The following is a 16,093-nucleotide window of genomic DNA, read 5'->3' as shown; positions in this document are numbered from 1 at the left end:
GTTACTCGCTCGAAGGCGGCCGGCAACGCGGCACAAACTGTCAAAAGGCGCGGCAGTCTACACCAAGCACCCGGGCGGTCAAAGGCAGGCTCTTCGCGGAAGAAGTCCGTTGGGAGGCCACGTTTATGTCAGGGTTTCGCTTCGGCTGTGGTCTCGGTCTCCGCCACGGTGGAAGGCCTAACGGGAGGCCCGGCGTAACCGAAGAAGGGGTCAAGATTTTCCGTGAGGTAGCGTTCCACAGCCTCGATCTCTTCCGGTTCGAAATAGTCGCGCCAGCCGCCGACCTTGGCCCGGCGCACCTTGTAGGCGTTCGGGTTGCTGGTGTCTTTGGTGGTCATGCGGCTGCCGGAGAGCCAAAAGGTCCGCTGGCTTTCCATCTTGCGCATGTTCTCGACAGAGGCGAAGTCAACCGCCTCCTGGATCTCCTCCGCTGTTGCCGGCGTGCCGATGAACTCCATGACGCGGACCAGCGCCTCGCCAGGATCGGCGCGCATGTCCTCATAGCGCACCAGAAGCAGGGCTTGCAGCTTGGGGGCCTCGCGGGCCCAGAGGTTCATGAAGTCGACGATCTTCGGCAGTCCGGCATCGCTCTGCATGACAAAATCGTAGATCGAGATGTCCGCATTTTCGTCCGGATAGTCGTTGATTTTCTTTTTCCGGCTGCGCATCCGGTACTTCCACTGGAAGTACTGCGACACGGCGGTGTCGGCCGGGTGACGCGCGAGGAGTACCACGGGGGTGTCGCGATAGTCGGACTTGTCGGCGTCGTGGCCGGTGTAGTCCTTTAGGTAGTTGTCGTGGCTATAGTGAACCTTGGGCACCGCGCTGTTGCGTCGGTGCATGTTGTCGTACTGCAGCAGCATCTGATCGGGCAGGCCGTGGCGCAATTGATAGAGCCTCGACATCATCACCCGCAGCCAAGTGCGCCCGCTCTTGCCGAAAGAAACGACAACGACGTCGCAGCCGCGCAGCTTCTGCCACTCGAAACGGCCGCGAATGCGCCGCTCAAGCGCGATGCGCCGCTCCGGAGGGAGAAAGAAGCAGCAGAGCAGGGTCGCTTCGCGAATGAGGGTTTCGATGACCGAGCGCATGGACAGTCCAAAATTCGGGGAAGGTGGGGAGCAATAGCAAGCGCGCCGCCCACTGACAACGCCGGGCGGGGCGCAGCTTACGGCGGCGCCGGCTTCAGTCTTCGTTTTCGCCTAGGACTTCGGCCAGCAGGGCATCGTCGACATTGCCGCCGGACAAGGTGATGGCGATCACCTTGCCCTTGGCATCGAAGCGCCCGGAGAGCAGGGCGGCGAGGCAGACGGCACCGCCGGGCTCCACCACCAGCTTGAGCCGCCGGGCGGCGAAGGCCATGGCTCGCCGGACGGCTGCATCGCTCACCGCCACACCACCCGCGGTGCACGTCTGATTGATCGCAAAGGTGAGTTCGCCGGGGGTGGGTGCCAGAAGAGCGTCGCAGATCGAACGGGCGTCAGCACTGTTTTCCTGACGCATACCGGCAGCCAGGGAGCGCGCGGTGTCGTCGAAGCCCTCAGGCTCAACGGTGTAGACCGCGGTCTCGGGAGACAGGGCTTTGGCCGCGAGCGCGATCCCGGCAGTCAGGCCGCCGCCGCCGCAACAGGCGAGAATGGCGTCAGGCGTGAGCGAAAGTTCGCGGGCCTGCTGCACGATCTCCAGGCCGACCGTGCCCTGCCCGGCGATTACGTGGCGGTCGTCGTAGGGGCGCACCAGCGTGGCGCCGGTGGTGGCCTGGACCTCGGCCGCGACCTCTTCGCGCACGTCGCGATAGCGATCGTAGGTGAGCACCGTGGCACCCAGGGCGCGGGTGTTTACCAGCTTGATTGCGGGCGCGTCGGCCGGCATCACGATGGTGGCCGGCAAGCCCAACCGTGCGGCGGCGGCTGCCACGCCCTGGGCGTGGTTGCCGGAGGAATAGGCAACGACACCCTTGGAGTGCTCACCCTTGGGTATGCGGCTGATCCGGTTGAAGGCGCCACGGAACTTGAAGGAGCCGGTGCGCTGCAGCACCTCAGGCTTGATGAGTATGCGCCCGCCGGTGCGGCGGTTCAGTTCATCGGACTCGAGCAGGGGGGTAAGAACCGCCTGGCCACGAAGCCGCTCCGCTGCTGCCTCCACGTCCTCGTAACGAGGCAACTCATCTCCCGTCATTCACCTATGCTCCTGGTTTCGTTGTGTCTGTTGTGTGCTCAGGGGATTCCCAGCAGCGCGCCGATCTCGTCAAGCGTGGCGACGATGCGGTCAGGCTGGGCGTCCAGCCGCTCCGGCGGCGCAGCAGTCCGGTTCAGCCAAGCCACTCGGAAGCCAAAGGCCGCCGCCCCGGCGACATCCCAGCCGTTGGCGGAGACGAACAGGATGGCGTTCGCCGGCATTTCCAATCGTTCCACAGCCAGGTGATAAACCCGCGGATCGGGCTTGTAGACGCCCAGTGCGTCGACTGAGAGCACTTGATCGAGCAGCGGCGTCAGTCCGGCGGCTTCCACGGCAGCGTCCAGCATCGCAGGGCTGCCGTTGGACAGGATGGCGGTCGCCAAGCCGCGGTCCCGCAGGTCTCGTAAACATGCTGCAGCATCGCTGTAGGCATCCAGCCGGCGGTAGAGTGCCAGCAGCCGCTCCCGCCGTTGCGGATCGACGAGACCTTCACTGTCGAGCGCATAGTCGAGGGCATCCGCCGTGATTCGCTCAAAGTCGACGTAGCGGCCCATGAGGCTGCGCAGCCAGGTGTACTCGAGCTGCTTCTGCCGCCAGACGACAGAGAGGCGGGCCAGATCCATACCTTGTGCCTCTGATTCCCGCTTTGCCGCGGCATGGACATCGAGCAGCGTGCCATAGGCATCGAACACGCACGCACGGATGCCGGTCAGCGGGGTCATGGCGCTCAGTTCTCGAGGCTGCTTTCAGCCGGCTCGGGTTCAATCTCGTGCAGTGCCACCGGCGTCGGCCGGGGCAAGGCGACGAAGGGGTTGTCGTCGGGGCGCAGACGGCGCTGGTAGACTGTGTAGGATTCCAGCACACGCTGAACGTAATTGCGTGTCTCGGAAAAGGGGATCTGCTCCATCCAGTCGATGGGATCGACGCTGGGGTGACGCGGATCACCGAATTCCACGATCCACTGATCGGCGCGGCCAGGCCCGGCATTGTAGGCAGCCAGGGCCAGCGGCAGGAAGCCCGCATAGCGGTCCAGCATGCGCTCCAGATAGTCGCGCCCCAGGCGGATGTTGTACTGCGGGTCAGTGGTCAGGCGATCGAAGCTGTAGTTGACGCCGATGCGCCGGGCCACCTGTTCAGCCGTGCCGGGCATGAGTTGCATCAGCCCCCGAGCGCCGGCCGGGCTCACCGCGCGGCGGTCGAAGGCGCTTTCCTGGCGCATCAAGCCGAGAAGAAGCGGCCCATCGGGGTCACCGCTGAGATCGACCGGTGGCGGCGGATAGAGCAGACCGGAAAGCTGATGTCCATCGGTGAGGGCCATGCGCCCGACACGGACCGCTTGCTCGGGATAGCCAAGGTCGAGTGCCAGGCGGCCCGCCAGGTAATAGTCCTCTGCCGAGCTTGCGTTGGAACGCAGAGCCAGGAAGAAGAAGGGCAGGAGATCCTGTCGGTTGAGCGCCGCGAGGGCGCGGGTGACGCGGGTCAGGTCCGCCTGTTCGAAAGCCTGGCGCTCGCTTTCGCTGAGCTGAACCACAGCATCCAGACCGCCGACGGGCAGGGCGCCCAGGTGCAGGCCGGCCATCTGACCATAGAACACCGTGTCGTACTGGGCTGCCACCCGATACCACTGCGTGGCCCAATCCTCGCGCCCCATGGCCTTTGCTGCTTCGCCGGCCCAGTAGGCGCCGCGCCCGAGCGAAATCGGCATGGAGACGTTGTGATAGAGGCGGTCGAAGTGGCGGTAGGCCTGTTCCGGGTCGTTGAGGAAACGCAGTGCGATCCAGCCCGCCAGGAACTCGCCTTCTGCCATGGTGAGGCCGGAGTCGGCACCATGGCTGCTGGCGATACGGTAGGCGGTGGCGGCTTGACCCTGGCGCAGGGCGCGCCGAGCCGCCCAATGCTTTACCCGCCACCAGTGGTCCGCGGTGAGCTCTGACACCGATGGCGCGGGGTCGAGCAGATCCAGCGCACCGTCGGAGGCGTTGCTGCGCAGGCGCCAACGCGCGCGCTCGTACGTCAGGCCCGGATCGTTGCGCAGGCCATCGGGAAGTGCCTCGATTGCGGCGTCGACACCACCCTGCATGGTGGCCAGGCGCAGTCGGGCTTCGGCCAACTGGGCTTGATCAGCTCCCAGGCGCTGCGCCAGTGCCACGGCCGAGCGGTCGCCGTTCTGCAGCAGGCGTTCAACGCGCGCCGCGAGATCGGCCTCCGTGAATGCTGCAGGAAACTCGGCCAAAAGCGCGCTTTCGGTCGATGAAGAGGGGGAGAGGTTGTGCCAGGCGTTTCGGGCGACGTCCTGGGCTTCATCGCGCAGGCCAAGCCCCGCAAGGGCGCGGGCAAAGCGGAGCGCTCCATCGCCCGTCTTGGGCGGATGCTGGCGGAACCAGTCGACGGTTTCCTGGGCGCCGAGCCAGTCGGGCAGGGCAACCTCGGCATAGCGGGCAAGGGTGCTGGCACTGGGCCAATGGCCATGCGTTTCCAGAAAGTCGGCCAGTTCGCCGAAGCCGACACGCGTTCCTTCGCGCATCAGGCGACGCCATTGCACGAGGTCGCGTAGGGCCGGGTCGCTCAGGTCGCGGGAGAGCGCCACGGCTTCGTCGTAGCGATCCTCGTCGATCAGGTCCATCAACCGGTCGAGGCGCTGCAGTTCCGCCCCGTCCTGCGCGTGGGCGGAGGCACCGCCCATCTGTGCCGGCCCGGCGAAGAGGGCCAAGAGGAAAACCGCGGTGGTAACGGCCATTCGGAACACGCTGCCAACTCCTACTTTAACCGGATACAGCCCCCAGCTTGCCATTGATTACCACGCCCGTGCTGCAGCCCCAAGAGAATGCGATCTATGATGCGATTCGGGCTGCTTGTTCCCACGGAGGGCGAACGCTATCTTGCGCCACTTCACCCGGCGAGCAGCCGCTTTCCGGGAAGAATAATGTTCTGCAGCTATGCGAGGCTAGGATACCATGACCGGGCCGCTATTTACGGGCTCCCTGACCGCCTTGATCACTCCCTTCGTCGATAATCGCGTGGACGAGCAGGGTTTTCGCGATTTCGTCAAATGGCAGATCGATGAAGGCACCGATGCCCTGGTTCCGGTCGGTACGACGGGTGAGTCGCCGACTCTCAGTCATGATGAACACAAGCGCGTGGTCGAACTCTGCATTGAGGCCGCCGCGGGCCGGGCACCGGTGATCGCAGGCGCCGGCTCGAACTCCACCGCTGAAGCCATCGACTTCATGCAGCATGCCGAGAAAGCAGGTGCCGATGCCGCATTGGTGGTGACGCCCTATTACAACAAGCCGAACCAGGAAGGGCTCTACCAGCACTTCAAGGCGATCCACGATGCCAGCAGCCTGCCGATCCTGATCTACAACATTCCTGGCCGCTCCATTGTCGACATGAGCGTGGAAACCATGGCCCGGCTGGCGGAGCTGCCGCGCATCGCCGGCGTGAAGGACGCAACCGCCGATCTGGTGCGCCCCGCGCTTACCCGGGCCGCCATCGGCAAGGACTTCTGTCAGCTCTCCGGCGAGGACGCGACCATTCTGCCCTACATGGCGCAGGGCGGGCATGGCTGCATTTCCGTGACCGCCAACGTGGCCCCGCGTCTGTGCGCAGAGTTCCACACGGCCTGGAAGCGTGGTGACATCGCGGCCGCGCAGGAGATCAACGATCGCCTGATGCCGCTACACACCACGCTGTTCATCGAGCCCAGCCCGCAGCCGGTGAAGTATGCGCTCTCCCTGCTGGGCCACTGCCGCAATGAACTGCGGCTGCCGCTGGTGCAGGTTACGCCGGAGACCCAGAAGCGAGTGCGCGACGCGATGATTCACGCAGGGCTGCTCAACTAGCCGCCCGGGACAGCAACACAAGACTGAAGAGGACCGGAGCCGTGGCGCAGGGGCGAAAGGTCGTCGCCCAGAATCGCCGGGCGACGCACGACTACTTCATCGAGGAGCGGCTGGAGACCGGTCTTGTCCTGATGGGCTCGGAGGTGAAATCTCTGAGAGCAGGCAAGGCCTCTTTGGGCGAATCCTACGCGGCGGAGCAGAAGGGCGAGCTCTATCTGCTCAACGCGCATATCTCCGAGTATGCGCCGGCCAATCGCTTCGGCCATGAACCCAAGCGGGCGCGCAAACTGTTGGTGCACCGCCGTGAGCGAGAACGCCTGCTGGGGCTGGTGCGCCGTGACGGCTACACCCTGGTGCCCCTTGCCATCTACTTCAATGATCGCGGCATGGCCAAACTGGAACTCGGTCTGGCCAAGGGCAAGCGTAAGGCCGACCGCCGCGAAGACATCAAGAAGCGCGATTGGCAGCGCCAGAAAGCTCGCCTGCTGCGTGACCGCGGCTAACTTTTGAAGCGGGTTTTTCTGGCCTCAGGGCGGCCTCAGCGGTCGCTTGGTGCGGCGTCCAGTTCTGCGCGCAAGCGCGCAACCACCGTATGAAACATCTCCGGCGTCAGGCGACGCGTGTTCACGTTATAGCGTGAGCAGTGGTAGCTGTCGGCCAAGAGGAGGCCGTTCGGCAAGCGGTGTAGCGCGCCATGGGCGAAGGCATAAGTGTTGCGCCGCAAGCCGAGGGTCGCCAGCAGCTGGTCGTGTGCAATGCGCCCCAGCGCCAGCACGATGCGAAGCTGCTTCAGGTTGGCCAGTTCCGCTTCGAAGAATGGGCGGCAGGCTTTGATCTCTGCTGTGGTCGGCTTGTTCTCGGGTGGAACGCAGCGCACAGCGTTGCTGATGCGGCAATCCTTGAGTTGCAGTCCGTCATCGGGGCGGCGCCCATAGTCACCACTGGCGAAGCCTTCAGACACTAGCGTCGGGTAAAGCAGGTCGCCGGCATAGTCTCCGGTGAAGGGTCGGCCGGTCTGATTGGCGCCGTGCAGGCCCGGCGCCAGCCCGAGGATGAGCAAACGCGCATCCTCGGGGCCGAAGGAAGCCACCGGCGCATTGTGGTAGCTGGGAAAGCGCACTCTGTTGTCCGCGCGAAAGCCCGCAAGCCGCGGGCAGCGTGGACAGTCATGCGGGGGAACGGTGAACGTCATGGACGACTATGCCTGCTCATGCACCGGTCGAGACAGGCTCAGTCCTGGCGCTCTTCGTCAAGCTCCGGGCCGTCGACTTCTTCACCGAGCGGGCGCTGCGACCGGCGACCCTCGCCATTCTGGCGCTGGATGTGTTCGCGAAGCTGGACGAGGTCGACGAAATTGTCGGCTTGGCGGCGCAGGTCGTCTGAGACCATGGGCGGCTGGGCCTTGATCGAGGAGATGACCGTGACGCGTACGCCGCGCCGCTGCACGGCTTCGATCAGGCGGCGGAAATCACCGTCGCCGGAGAAGAGCACCACATGGTCGAGGCGGTTGGCCAGTTCCATCATGTCGATGGCCAGCTCTATATCCATGTTGCCCTTGATGCGACGACGACCGGTGCCGTCGGTGAACTCCTTGACTGGCTTGGTGACCAGGGAGTAGCCGTTGTAGTCGAGCCAGTCGATCAGCGGGCGGAGCGGTGAGTACTCCTGTTCATCCAGCATGGCTGTGTAGTAAAAAGCACGCAGAAGGCGGGCCTGACTGGCAAAAAGATCATACAGCCGTTTGTAATCGATGTCGAAATTGAGGCTTTTTGCAGTCGAGTGGAGATTCGCGCCATCGATGAAGAGAGCGACGCGCTCTTCAGGGTAGAAATTCATGAGACAGGGATCCTTGTCGGCAGAATGCTGTTGAAGTGTCGCATCAGGAATGAAATGCGCGGGCCATTGCGGTTAAAAAGAGGACACAGTGGCCGGGTGCCCGCAAATTGGCATGAGCGTGCTGTGCGTGCAATGCCATGGTTATACATCAGTTGAGCGATACTTTGGTTTATGGACCATAATGAAGGTTTGGTGTCGGTGATCCTGATAGCTATAGGCTCCAATCTGCCGCATCCCGAGCATGGTCAACCACGTGCGGTTTGCGAGGCTGCTTTGCTTCGACTGGCGGAACTGGGCGTGCCCTTGCTGCGTCGTTCGCGCTGGTTTGGCAGCGCGCCGGTCCCGCGCTCCGACCAGCCTTGGTTCGTCAATGGTGTGGCAGCGGTCGAGCCGGAGCCAGCCCTCGCGCCTGCCGATCTATTGGCCGTGCTCCATCAGGTCGAGGCGGAGTTCGGGCGCGAGCGGCGGCTGCGGAATGAGGCCCGGATTCTCGATCTCGATCTGATCGACTACCGGGGGATCGTCTCGCCGCCCGATTCGGATCTGCGCCTGCCGCATCCGAGGCTTCAAGAACGCGCCTTCGTGGTGCTGCCGTTGCAGGATGTATCGCGCAATTGGCGCCATCCGGTCAGTGGCGAAGCGATTGCCGATATCGCCGCGCGTCTTCCCGAGGAACAGCAGACACAGCCACTGGAGTAGAGGGCGCTGGAATCGCACTCAGCCGTTCAACACGGTGCCGCCATTCGGATGCAGCACCTGACCAGTCATATAGGACGCATCCTCACTGGCCAGGAAGACATAGCTGGGGGCGACTTCGTTCGGCTGCCCGACGCGCCCCAGCGGCGCGCTGTCCCCGTGCTCGGAGACCATCTCTTCGTCAAAGCTTGCCGGGATCAGCGGTGTCCAGATCGGCCCCGGCGCAACCGCATTCACCCGTATGCCGCGGTCGAGCAGGGACTGAGACAGGGAGCGGGTGAGGGAGACGATCGCACCGCGGGTGGCGGCGTAGTCGATGAGCAGGGGATGCCCCTTGTAGGCCGTGATGGAGCTGGTGTTGATGATGCAGGCGCCACGGCCGAGATGCGGCAAGGCGGCTTTGGTCAAATAGAAGTAGCCGAAGACATTTGTGCCGAAGACTCGCTCCAGTTCTTCGGCAGTGATCTCCTCAAAACGGCGACGGACGTGCTGCTCCGCGGCGTTGTTGACCAGGATGTCGAGCCGGCCGAAATGGGCCAGGGTTTCCTCCACAATCTCCTGGCATGAGAGTTCCGAGCTGATATCCCGCTTTATCGCCCGTCCCTCGCTGCCTTCTTCGCGCAGCAGGGCCAGGGTATCCTGCGCATCATCATCCTCTTCGAGGTAGACGAAAGCGACCCTCGCGCCTTCCCGGGCCATGGCCAAGGCAACCGCGCGGCCGATGCCGCTGTCCCCGCCCGAGATCAAAGCAACCCGTCCATCAAGCTTCGCCGCCCCGGGATAGCGGGGGCGGAAGGCGGGCGCCGGGACCATTTCCCGTTCTTCTCCGGGCTGGCTCTCCTGCTCCTGTGGTGGAGGGGTCTCGATGGACGACATGGCGCTCTCCTCATTTGGCGGTAGCTCAATGTCGCGAAATCGCCGTCGCAGGCATGGGGTTCCGTGGGTCACAAACTGGAGGGATTGCTGGTTCCTAGAGTTCGAGACCAATCCGCTGCAGCTTTTGCGCAGTCAGTGACTGGCGCAGGTCCGCATAGCCCTTCCAGGGATCATCGGATTTCACGCGCTCGATGGCCTCCTTAAAACTGAAGCCGTTGGCCCGTTTTAGGCTCGATAGCTCGCTCCAGGTGACCGGCAGGGCCACAGGCGCACCTTCGCGCGCACGCGGCGAGTAGGGGGCAATAGCCGTGGCACCGCGGCGGTTGCGAAAGTGGTCGATGAATATCCGATCTTTGCGCTTTGCCTTCGACATGGTTGCCACGAATCGCTTCCGGTCCAGTTCCGCCATCTTTTCGGCAAAGGCTTTGGCGAAGGTCGAGGTCGTGTCCCAGCTGTGCCGTCGCACCACCGGGACGACCAGATGCACCCCTTTGCCGCCGGTGATCAGCGGAAAGGATACTAGGCCGGCTTCCTCCAGAATGTCCGCCAGGTCGCGCGCAGCCCGGCGAACCGCGGGGAAGGACACGGACTCGTCGGGATCGAGGTCGAAGACGATGCGGTCGGGCTTCTCGATGGCGTCCTTGCGACTGCCCCAGACATGCAGCTCCAGCACGCCGATCTGGGCACAGGACGCCAGTGCCGCCTCGCTTTCGACAAGGACGTATGCGCGCTCCGCGCCGTTTTTCTCGGCGATCGAGATGCTTCCGAAGGCTTCGGGAAAGCCCTCGCCGGCGTGCTTCTGGAAGAAGCAGGTCTTGGCACGTCCCTGGGGGCAGCGCACCAGACTCACCGGTCGGCCAGCCAGTTGCGGCAGCAGGCGCGGGGCGACCGCGACCAGATAATCGGCCAGATCGCGTTTCGTTGTGCCCATGGCTGGGAAGAGCACCCGCTCCGGGTTGGTCAGCGTCACCCCGGCAGGTTTCTCGTTCTTGCTTTCGTTTTCTGCGGGTTTGCGAGCTTCCATGACAACGCTCCTTGCCGGTTTGTCCTCGCGCAGCCCCAGGAAAACGCCGTGGCGAAGGTTCCCGTCGTGGGTCATCTCGCTATAGGCCACTTCTGCCACGAGGTCGGGCCGACACCAGTGGGCGGAGCGAGCAATCGCTGCCGGGACCGCCTCGAAGGGCGAGGTCTTTCGTTCGCGCTTGCGCAGATCCGCTCCGAGACGCTCCAGTGTCTGTTCATCGAAGCCGGTTCCAACCCTGCCAGCGTAGAGTAATTGCGGGCCCTCCCAGGCGCCGAGCAGCAGGGAGGCGAAGGGACGCTGGCGGGTCGAAGGCGACCAGCCGCCGATCACCAGTTCCTGGCGGCGGACACACTTCACCTTGCGCCAGTCACGGTTACGTGCGGAGCGGTAGGGGGCCTGCGCGCGCTTCGAGATGATGCCTTCCAGGCCCAGGCGGCAGGCCTGCCTGGCCACCCGATCTCCGCGACCGCGCTCATGGTCGCTGTAGCGCAAGGCATCGCGACGCCGGCCGAGCAGCTTCTGCAGCGCCTCCTTGCGTTCCAGCAGCGGCCGCGAGCGCAGGTCCGCTTTGTCGTGGCGCAGCAAATCGAAAAGGTAGTAGACGAGATCTCCGCTGCCTTGTTTCAGGGCTTTTTGCAGGGCGCCGAAGTCCGAGCGACCGCCGGTGCCGGCCACCACCACCTCGCCATCGAGCAGGACCGGCGGCCAGTCGCGCGCCTTCAGTGCTTCGGCGATCGACCCGAAGCGGTGGGTCCAGTCCCGCCCCGATCGGGTGTAGAGCCGCACCCTGTCGCCGGACACGGCCGCGAGCAGGCGATAGCCGTCGTACTTGATCTCGTGCAGCCAGTCCTCCCCCTCCGGCGCCGCATCGACCAGGGTCGCGAGCTGTGGCGCCACGAAGGCCGGCGGTGGGGCAGAGCGCGTTTTTGTTCGGCTCCGGCGTTTTACGGCCCGGCCGCCACCGGCGGGCGCCGCCTGCGCGATGGCGTCCATGTCCCTGCTGCTAGCGACGCTGGTGTCAAAGGTTTCAGCCTGCCAGTCGGCATCGACCACCTCGTCCTTCTGCTTGATCAGCAGCCAGTTCTCTCGCTTCTCGGCTTTGCGGCCGCGCAGACGTACCAACGCAAAGCGGCCATGCAGTCGCTCGCCCGCCAGTTCGAACTCCAGCTTGCCGCGCTTCAAGCCCTCCTCGAAATCCGCGAGTGGCTTGTAGGAGCCGCGATCCCACAGCATCACGGTGCCGCCACCGTATTCGCCCCTGGGGATCGTGCCTTCGAAGTCGGCATAGTCGAGAGGGTGGTCTTCTGTGCGCACGGCCAGCCGCTTTTCCGAAGGATCGAGGCTGGGGCCGCGCGGCACGGCCCAGCTCAGCAGCACCCCCGCATGCGCGAGCCGAATATCATAGTGCAGGCGCCGCGCCGCGTGCTTCTGCACGACGAAGGAACCCTCCGCCTTGCGTCTGCGACCGCCAGTGCCTTTGCCTGAGGGTTCTGTTGTGCGCGCAAAGTCGCGCAGCGCGCGGTAGCGTTCCAGCCGTGCCTCGGCCATTACGCTGCCTTGCCGGACCGCTTGCGGCTACTGGTGCTCTTGGATCGCCCAGACGCTTTGCTTTTGCTGCTGCGTTTGGTTGTGCCGCCCTTCTTGTCTCCAAGGCTCTTCTTCAGGGCCTGCATCAGGTCGACCACCTCGCCGCCCTGGTCAGATGTGGTTTCTTCGCTTTCCAGAGACACCGCTTCGCGGCCCTTGATCTTCGCCTTCACAAGTTGTTCCAGCGCCTTGCTATAGCGGTCGGTGAAGCTCTCCGGCTCGAAGGGGCCGGCCTGCCGCTCGATCAGTTCTTCGGCCAGGGCGACCAGGTCCTTGTCGCTCTTGGTATCGGCAATGGATTCGAAATAGGCATCGCTGCGCCGCAGTTCCTCGTCGAAACGCAGGGTCTCCAGCAGCATGCCCTTGCCGCAGGGCTCAAGCGCGGCGATGTACTCCCGCCCGCGCACCACGATCTGTCCCAGACCCACCTTACGGCTGCGGCGCAGAGCGTCGCGCACCACGCGGAAGGCATCCTCGGCCAACTCGCCGTCAGGGACCACGAAATAGGGGCGGTCGAAGTAGATCGGGTCGATCTCGCAGTGGTCGACAAACTGGACGAGCTCAAGGGTCTTCTTGGCGTCCAGTTTGATGTCGTTGACTTCCTCGTCCGAGAGCAGGACGTAGCGGCCCTTCTCGTACTCGTAGCCGCGCAGGATTTCGTCCTTGTCCACCGGTCCAATGCCGGGAACCACCTTTTCGTAGCGGACACGCTTGCGCGAGGGTTCGTGGACCTGATGGAACGCCAGCTTCGCGCGGGATTGGGTGGCTGCGTAAAGTTTCACTGGCAGCGATACCAGCGACAGACGAATCTGGCCCGTCCAGACGGCGTTTCCCAAGGATGCCATCGACACCTCCCGGCCCAATATCAAGCGTGACGTTGTTCGCCACCACAACGTCCGGCAAGCATCCTGGGTTCCGGTTCGCGTCGCTTCAGTGTGCGGTGGCCCAGCTCTCGCCAACGCCGGCGTCGGCCACCAGCGGGACCGAGAGGGTCACCACGGGGGCGCAGGCGTTCTCCATCACCTGCTTCACCAGTGCCTTGGTCTCTTCCAGCTCGGCTTCCCTCACTTCGAACAGCAGTTCGTCGTGCACCTGCAGCAGCAGCTTGGCAGAGAGGCCGGCGCGGGTGAGGGCCGGGGGCACATGGATCATGGCGCGCTTGATGATGTCGGCGGCTGTGCCCTGGATCGGTGCGTTGATCGCCGCGCGCTCGCCGAAGGCGCGCCTGGCCGGGTTTTTTTCCTTCAAGGCCGGCACGTGCACTTTGCGCCCGAAGAGGGTCTCGACCCAACCCTGCTCCCGGCCGAGCGCCTTCATGCTGTCCATGTAGTCGCGGATGCCGGGGAACTGCTCAAAGTAGGCCTGGATGTAGCTGCGCGCCTCGCCCTGGGTGATGCCCAGGTTCTGCGCCAATCCAAAGGGGGAAATGCCGTAAATGATGCCGAAGTTGATGGCCTTGGCCCGCCGGCGGGTTGCCGGGTCCATTTCCGCCAGCGGCACACCGAAGACCTGGCTGGCCGTCATGGCGTGAATGTCCTGGCCCTGCTCGAAGGCGTCGCGCAGTGCGGCCACATCGGCAATATGGGCGGTCAGGCGCAGTTCGATCTGGCTGTAGTCGACCGACAGAAGCTGGCAGCCCGCCTCAGCCACGAAGGCCTCGCGAATCTTACGCCCTTCCTCGGTGCGGATGGGAATGTTCTGGAGGTTGGGATCATTGGAGGAGAGGCGGCCGGTGGAGGCCACAGCCTGGCTGAAGGTGGTGTGCACCCGCCCAGTCTCGGCGTTGATCTGCTGTTGCAGGGCGTCGGTATAAGTGGATTTCAGCTTGGTCAGCTGGCGCCAGTCGAGCACCCGGCGCGGCAGGTCGTGCCCCTGGGCAGCCAGCATTTCCAGGATGTCGGCTCCGGTGGAGTAGGCGCCGGACTTACCCTTCCGGCCGCCGCCGTCGAGACCCATCTCGTCGAACAGCACTTCGCCGAGCTGCTTGGGGCTGCCGATGGTGAAGCTGCGCCCGGCCAGTTGGTGAATTTCCCTCTCCAGCGTATCGATGCGCTGGGCGAAGTCATTGGAGAGCCGGCGCAGATGCTCGCGGTCCACCTTAATGCCGGTGCGTTCCATTTCCAGGAGCACAGGCACCAGGGGGCGTTCCAGTGTTTCGTAGACCGTGGTGACTCGGGCCTGGGTCAGGCGCGGTTTGAGTGCGCGCCAGAGCCGCAGGGTGACATCAGCGTCCTCCGCCGCATAGTCGAGCGCTTTGTCCAGCGGCACGCGGTCGAAGGTGACCTGATTGCGCCCGCTGCCGGCCACCTCCTTGTAGGAGATCGGCGTGTGGCCGAGATGCAGTTTGGATAGCTCATCCATGCCGTGGCCGTGCACGCCGCCTTCGAGCACATAGGAGAGCAGCATGGTGTCGTCGATGGGCGTGACGGCGACGCCATAGCGGGCGAGCACGCGCATGTCGTACTTGAGGTTCTGCCCCACCTTCAGCACGGCATCGTCGCTCAGCAATGGCGCCAGCTTTTCCAGGACCGCATCGCGCGGGAGCTGCTTCGGCGCATCCGAGCCGTCGAAATCCAGATTGCCGTCGCCACCCACGGGTGAGCGGTGCCCCACCGGAATGTAGCAGCCCTGACCCTCCGTGACCGACAGGCTGATACCGACCAATTCAGCCTGCTGCGGATCCAGGGAGGTGGTCTCCGTGTCGATGGCGACCACGCCGCTTTCATTGGCGGCAGCAATCCAGGCGTCCAATGCCGGCCAGTCCTGGATGAGCTCATACTCGGCCCCGCTGCCCGGCTCCGGGAGCGAAGCCTTCGAACCGGCTTCGGGCTTGAGGCCGAGCTGGTCGCTCAAACGGGCCAGGGTCGAGCGGAACTCGTAGGCCTCGAGAAAGCGGCGCAGCTTGTCCGGGTCCGGGTCGGGCTTGATCCAGGACTCGAGCCCGTTCGGCAGCGGCACCTGCGCATCCAGGGCGACGAGCTGGCGCGAGATGCGCGCCTGATCGGCGAACTCCAGCAGTCGTTCGCGACGCTTGGGCTGCTTGATCTCGCTGGCGCGCGCCAGAAGCGTGTCCAGGTCGCCGTAGGTGCGAATAAGCTCCGCTGCGGTCTTCACGCCGATGCCGGGGACGCCTGGGACATTGTCCACCGAATCGCCGGCCAGGGCCTGAACGTCCACCACCTTCTCGGGCGGGACGCCGAACTTCTCCTCTACCTGCTCGACCTGGATCGGGGTGTTGCGGATCGGGTCGAGCATATCGACCCCATCGCCTACGAGCTGCATCAGATCCTTGTCCGAAGAGACGATGGTGACTTGCACGCAGGCTTCCCGCGCCTGGCGCGCGAGGGTGGCGATGATGTCGTCGGCTTCGTAGTTCTCCAACTCGATAATCGGCAGACCGCAGGCCTCGGCCGCCTCGCGCACAATGGCGAACTGCGGAATCAGGTCCTCGGGCGGATCGGGCCGGTTGGCCTTGTAGTCGGCATAGATGTCATTGCGGAAGGTGCGCTTGCCGGCATCGAACACGACGACCAGTCCGCCGGCCTCGTTGTCGCGCAGGAACTTCAGCAGCATGTTCGTGAAGCCGAAGACTGCCGACACCGGCACGCCTTGGCTTGTGGTCATCGGCGTCTTCAGCGCGAAGTAGGCGCGGAAGATGTAGCCGGATCCGTCAATGACGAAGAGGTGGTCATAGGGAGGCGTGGGGAGGGGCTTGGCGTCGCTCATGGCCGCGAGCATGCCGCGGCGCCCGCGACCTGTCGAGCCGCTTGCGCCGCCTTGATCACCACCGTCAGTGTGCGCCGGCTTCAGCGCCCTTCTTGAGAACGAAATGCCGGCTGCAGTAAGGGCAGACGATCTCGCCGCGCCCTTCCATGTTCAGCCAGACCCGGGGATGGCCGAGCGGACCGGTCCCGCCATCACAGGCGACTACTTCCGACTCCACCTCGATGTGTTCTTCCGACATCATCCAACCCCTCCAACGACTTGCAGTTCTGCACCGATCATAGTGGGCCTCGCTTCGCTGGCAACGGCAGCGATCGCTGCCTTGCACCCC

General features: G+C 64.4%; 14 protein-coding genes. 3 read left to right on the top strand and 11 right to left on the bottom strand.

Annotation, left to right across the window (positions count from 1 at the left end; translation table 11 throughout):
* Window positions 1-128: 128 nt before the first annotated feature.
* The 4 genes from P2G67_RS04835 to P2G67_RS04820 form a co-directional block, all read right to left on the bottom strand.
* Window positions 129-1,091, bottom strand: coding sequence for a sulfotransferase domain-containing protein (locus tag P2G67_RS04835; RefSeq protein WP_275820577.1), 963 nt, complete (start codon window positions 1,089-1,091; stop codon window positions 129-131).
* Between the two features lie 94 nt (window positions 1,092-1,185).
* Window positions 1,186-2,178 (bottom strand): threonine ammonia-lyase, encoded by a 993-nt coding sequence (locus tag P2G67_RS04830; protein WP_275820575.1) that lies wholly within the window; start codon window positions 2,176-2,178, stop codon window positions 1,186-1,188.
* A gap of 38 nt (window positions 2,179-2,216) precedes the next feature.
* Complete coding sequence (locus P2G67_RS04825) at window positions 2,217-2,900, bottom strand: haloacid dehalogenase type II (RefSeq protein ID WP_275820573.1); 684 nt, start codon at window positions 2,898-2,900, stop codon at window positions 2,217-2,219.
* 5 nt (window positions 2,901-2,905) lie between these two features.
* A complete protein-coding gene (locus P2G67_RS04820; protein WP_275820571.1) occupies window positions 2,906-4,915 on the bottom strand; it encodes a lytic transglycosylase domain-containing protein in 2,010 nt (669 codons plus the stop codon).
* Between the two features lie 217 nt (window positions 4,916-5,132).
* Between P2G67_RS04820 and dapA the strand changes: the two genes are divergently transcribed.
* The gene (gene dapA / locus P2G67_RS04815) at window positions 5,133-6,020 is read left to right on the top strand and encodes a 4-hydroxy-tetrahydrodipicolinate synthase (RefSeq protein ID WP_275820569.1); all 888 of its coding nucleotides are present in this window, start codon (window positions 5,133-5,135) and stop codon (window positions 6,018-6,020) included.
* Between the two features lie 41 nt (window positions 6,021-6,061).
* Window positions 6,062-6,523: an SsrA-binding protein SmpB gene (gene smpB, locus P2G67_RS04810; protein WP_275820567.1), complete on the top strand. Its 462-nt coding sequence runs from the start codon at window positions 6,062-6,064 to the stop codon at window positions 6,521-6,523.
* 35 nt (window positions 6,524-6,558) lie between these two features.
* On the opposite strand, the gene P2G67_RS04805 is transcribed toward smpB, so the two are convergent.
* Together P2G67_RS04805 and P2G67_RS04800 are read right to left on the bottom strand one after the other, a co-directional pair.
* Window positions 6,559-7,212 (bottom strand): uracil-DNA glycosylase, encoded by a 654-nt coding sequence (locus P2G67_RS04805; protein WP_275820565.1) that lies wholly within the window; start codon window positions 7,210-7,212, stop codon window positions 6,559-6,561.
* A gap of 38 nt (window positions 7,213-7,250) precedes the next feature.
* Window positions 7,251-7,856: a LabA-like NYN domain-containing protein gene (locus tag P2G67_RS04800; RefSeq protein WP_275820563.1), complete on the bottom strand. Its 606-nt coding sequence runs from the start codon at window positions 7,854-7,856 to the stop codon at window positions 7,251-7,253.
* 171 nt (window positions 7,857-8,027) lie between these two features.
* Between P2G67_RS04800 and folK the strand changes: the two genes are divergently transcribed.
* Entirely contained in the window at window positions 8,028-8,555 is a 528-nt protein-coding gene (gene folK / locus P2G67_RS04795) for a 2-amino-4-hydroxy-6-hydroxymethyldihydropteridine diphosphokinase (RefSeq protein WP_275820561.1), read from the top strand.
* 18 nt (window positions 8,556-8,573) lie between these two features.
* On the opposite strand, the gene P2G67_RS04790 is transcribed toward folK, so the two are convergent.
* The 5 genes from P2G67_RS04790 to P2G67_RS04770 all read right to left on the bottom strand — a co-directional run bounded on the left by P2G67_RS04790 (window position 8,574) and on the right by P2G67_RS04770 (window position 16,006).
* Window positions 8,574-9,428: an SDR family oxidoreductase gene (locus P2G67_RS04790; protein WP_275820559.1), complete on the bottom strand. Its 855-nt coding sequence runs from the start codon at window positions 9,426-9,428 to the stop codon at window positions 8,574-8,576.
* A gap of 94 nt (window positions 9,429-9,522) precedes the next feature.
* Window positions 9,523-12,000, bottom strand: a complete 2,478-nt coding sequence (gene ligD, locus P2G67_RS04785; RefSeq protein ID WP_275820557.1) for a DNA ligase D — start codon at window positions 11,998-12,000, stop codon at window positions 9,523-9,525.
* The gene (ku, locus tag P2G67_RS04780) at window positions 12,000-12,884 is read right to left on the bottom strand and encodes a non-homologous end joining protein Ku (protein ID WP_275820556.1); all 885 of its coding nucleotides are present in this window, start codon (window positions 12,882-12,884) and stop codon (window positions 12,000-12,002) included. Before ku ends, ligD begins: the two co-directional genes overlap by 1 nt.
* An 85-nt stretch (window positions 12,885-12,969) precedes the next feature.
* On the bottom strand, window positions 12,970-15,765 hold the full coding sequence (polA, locus tag P2G67_RS04775) for a DNA polymerase I (RefSeq protein WP_275820554.1): 2,796 nt from the start codon (window positions 15,763-15,765) through the stop codon (window positions 12,970-12,972).
* A gap of 64 nt (window positions 15,766-15,829) precedes the next feature.
* Window positions 15,830-16,006, bottom strand: coding sequence for a zinc-finger domain-containing protein (locus P2G67_RS04770; RefSeq protein ID WP_275820552.1), 177 nt, complete (start codon window positions 16,004-16,006; stop codon window positions 15,830-15,832).
* Window positions 16,007-16,093: the final 87 nt, after the last annotated feature.

The sequence above is a fragment of the Aquibaculum arenosum genome, from assembly GCF_029222965.1.
GTDB lineage: Bacteria > Pseudomonadota > Alphaproteobacteria > Kiloniellales > DSM-21159 > Aquibaculum > Aquibaculum arenosum.
Note: the sequence above shows the minus strand (reverse complement) of the source record. Positions and strands in the feature narration are given on the sequence as shown.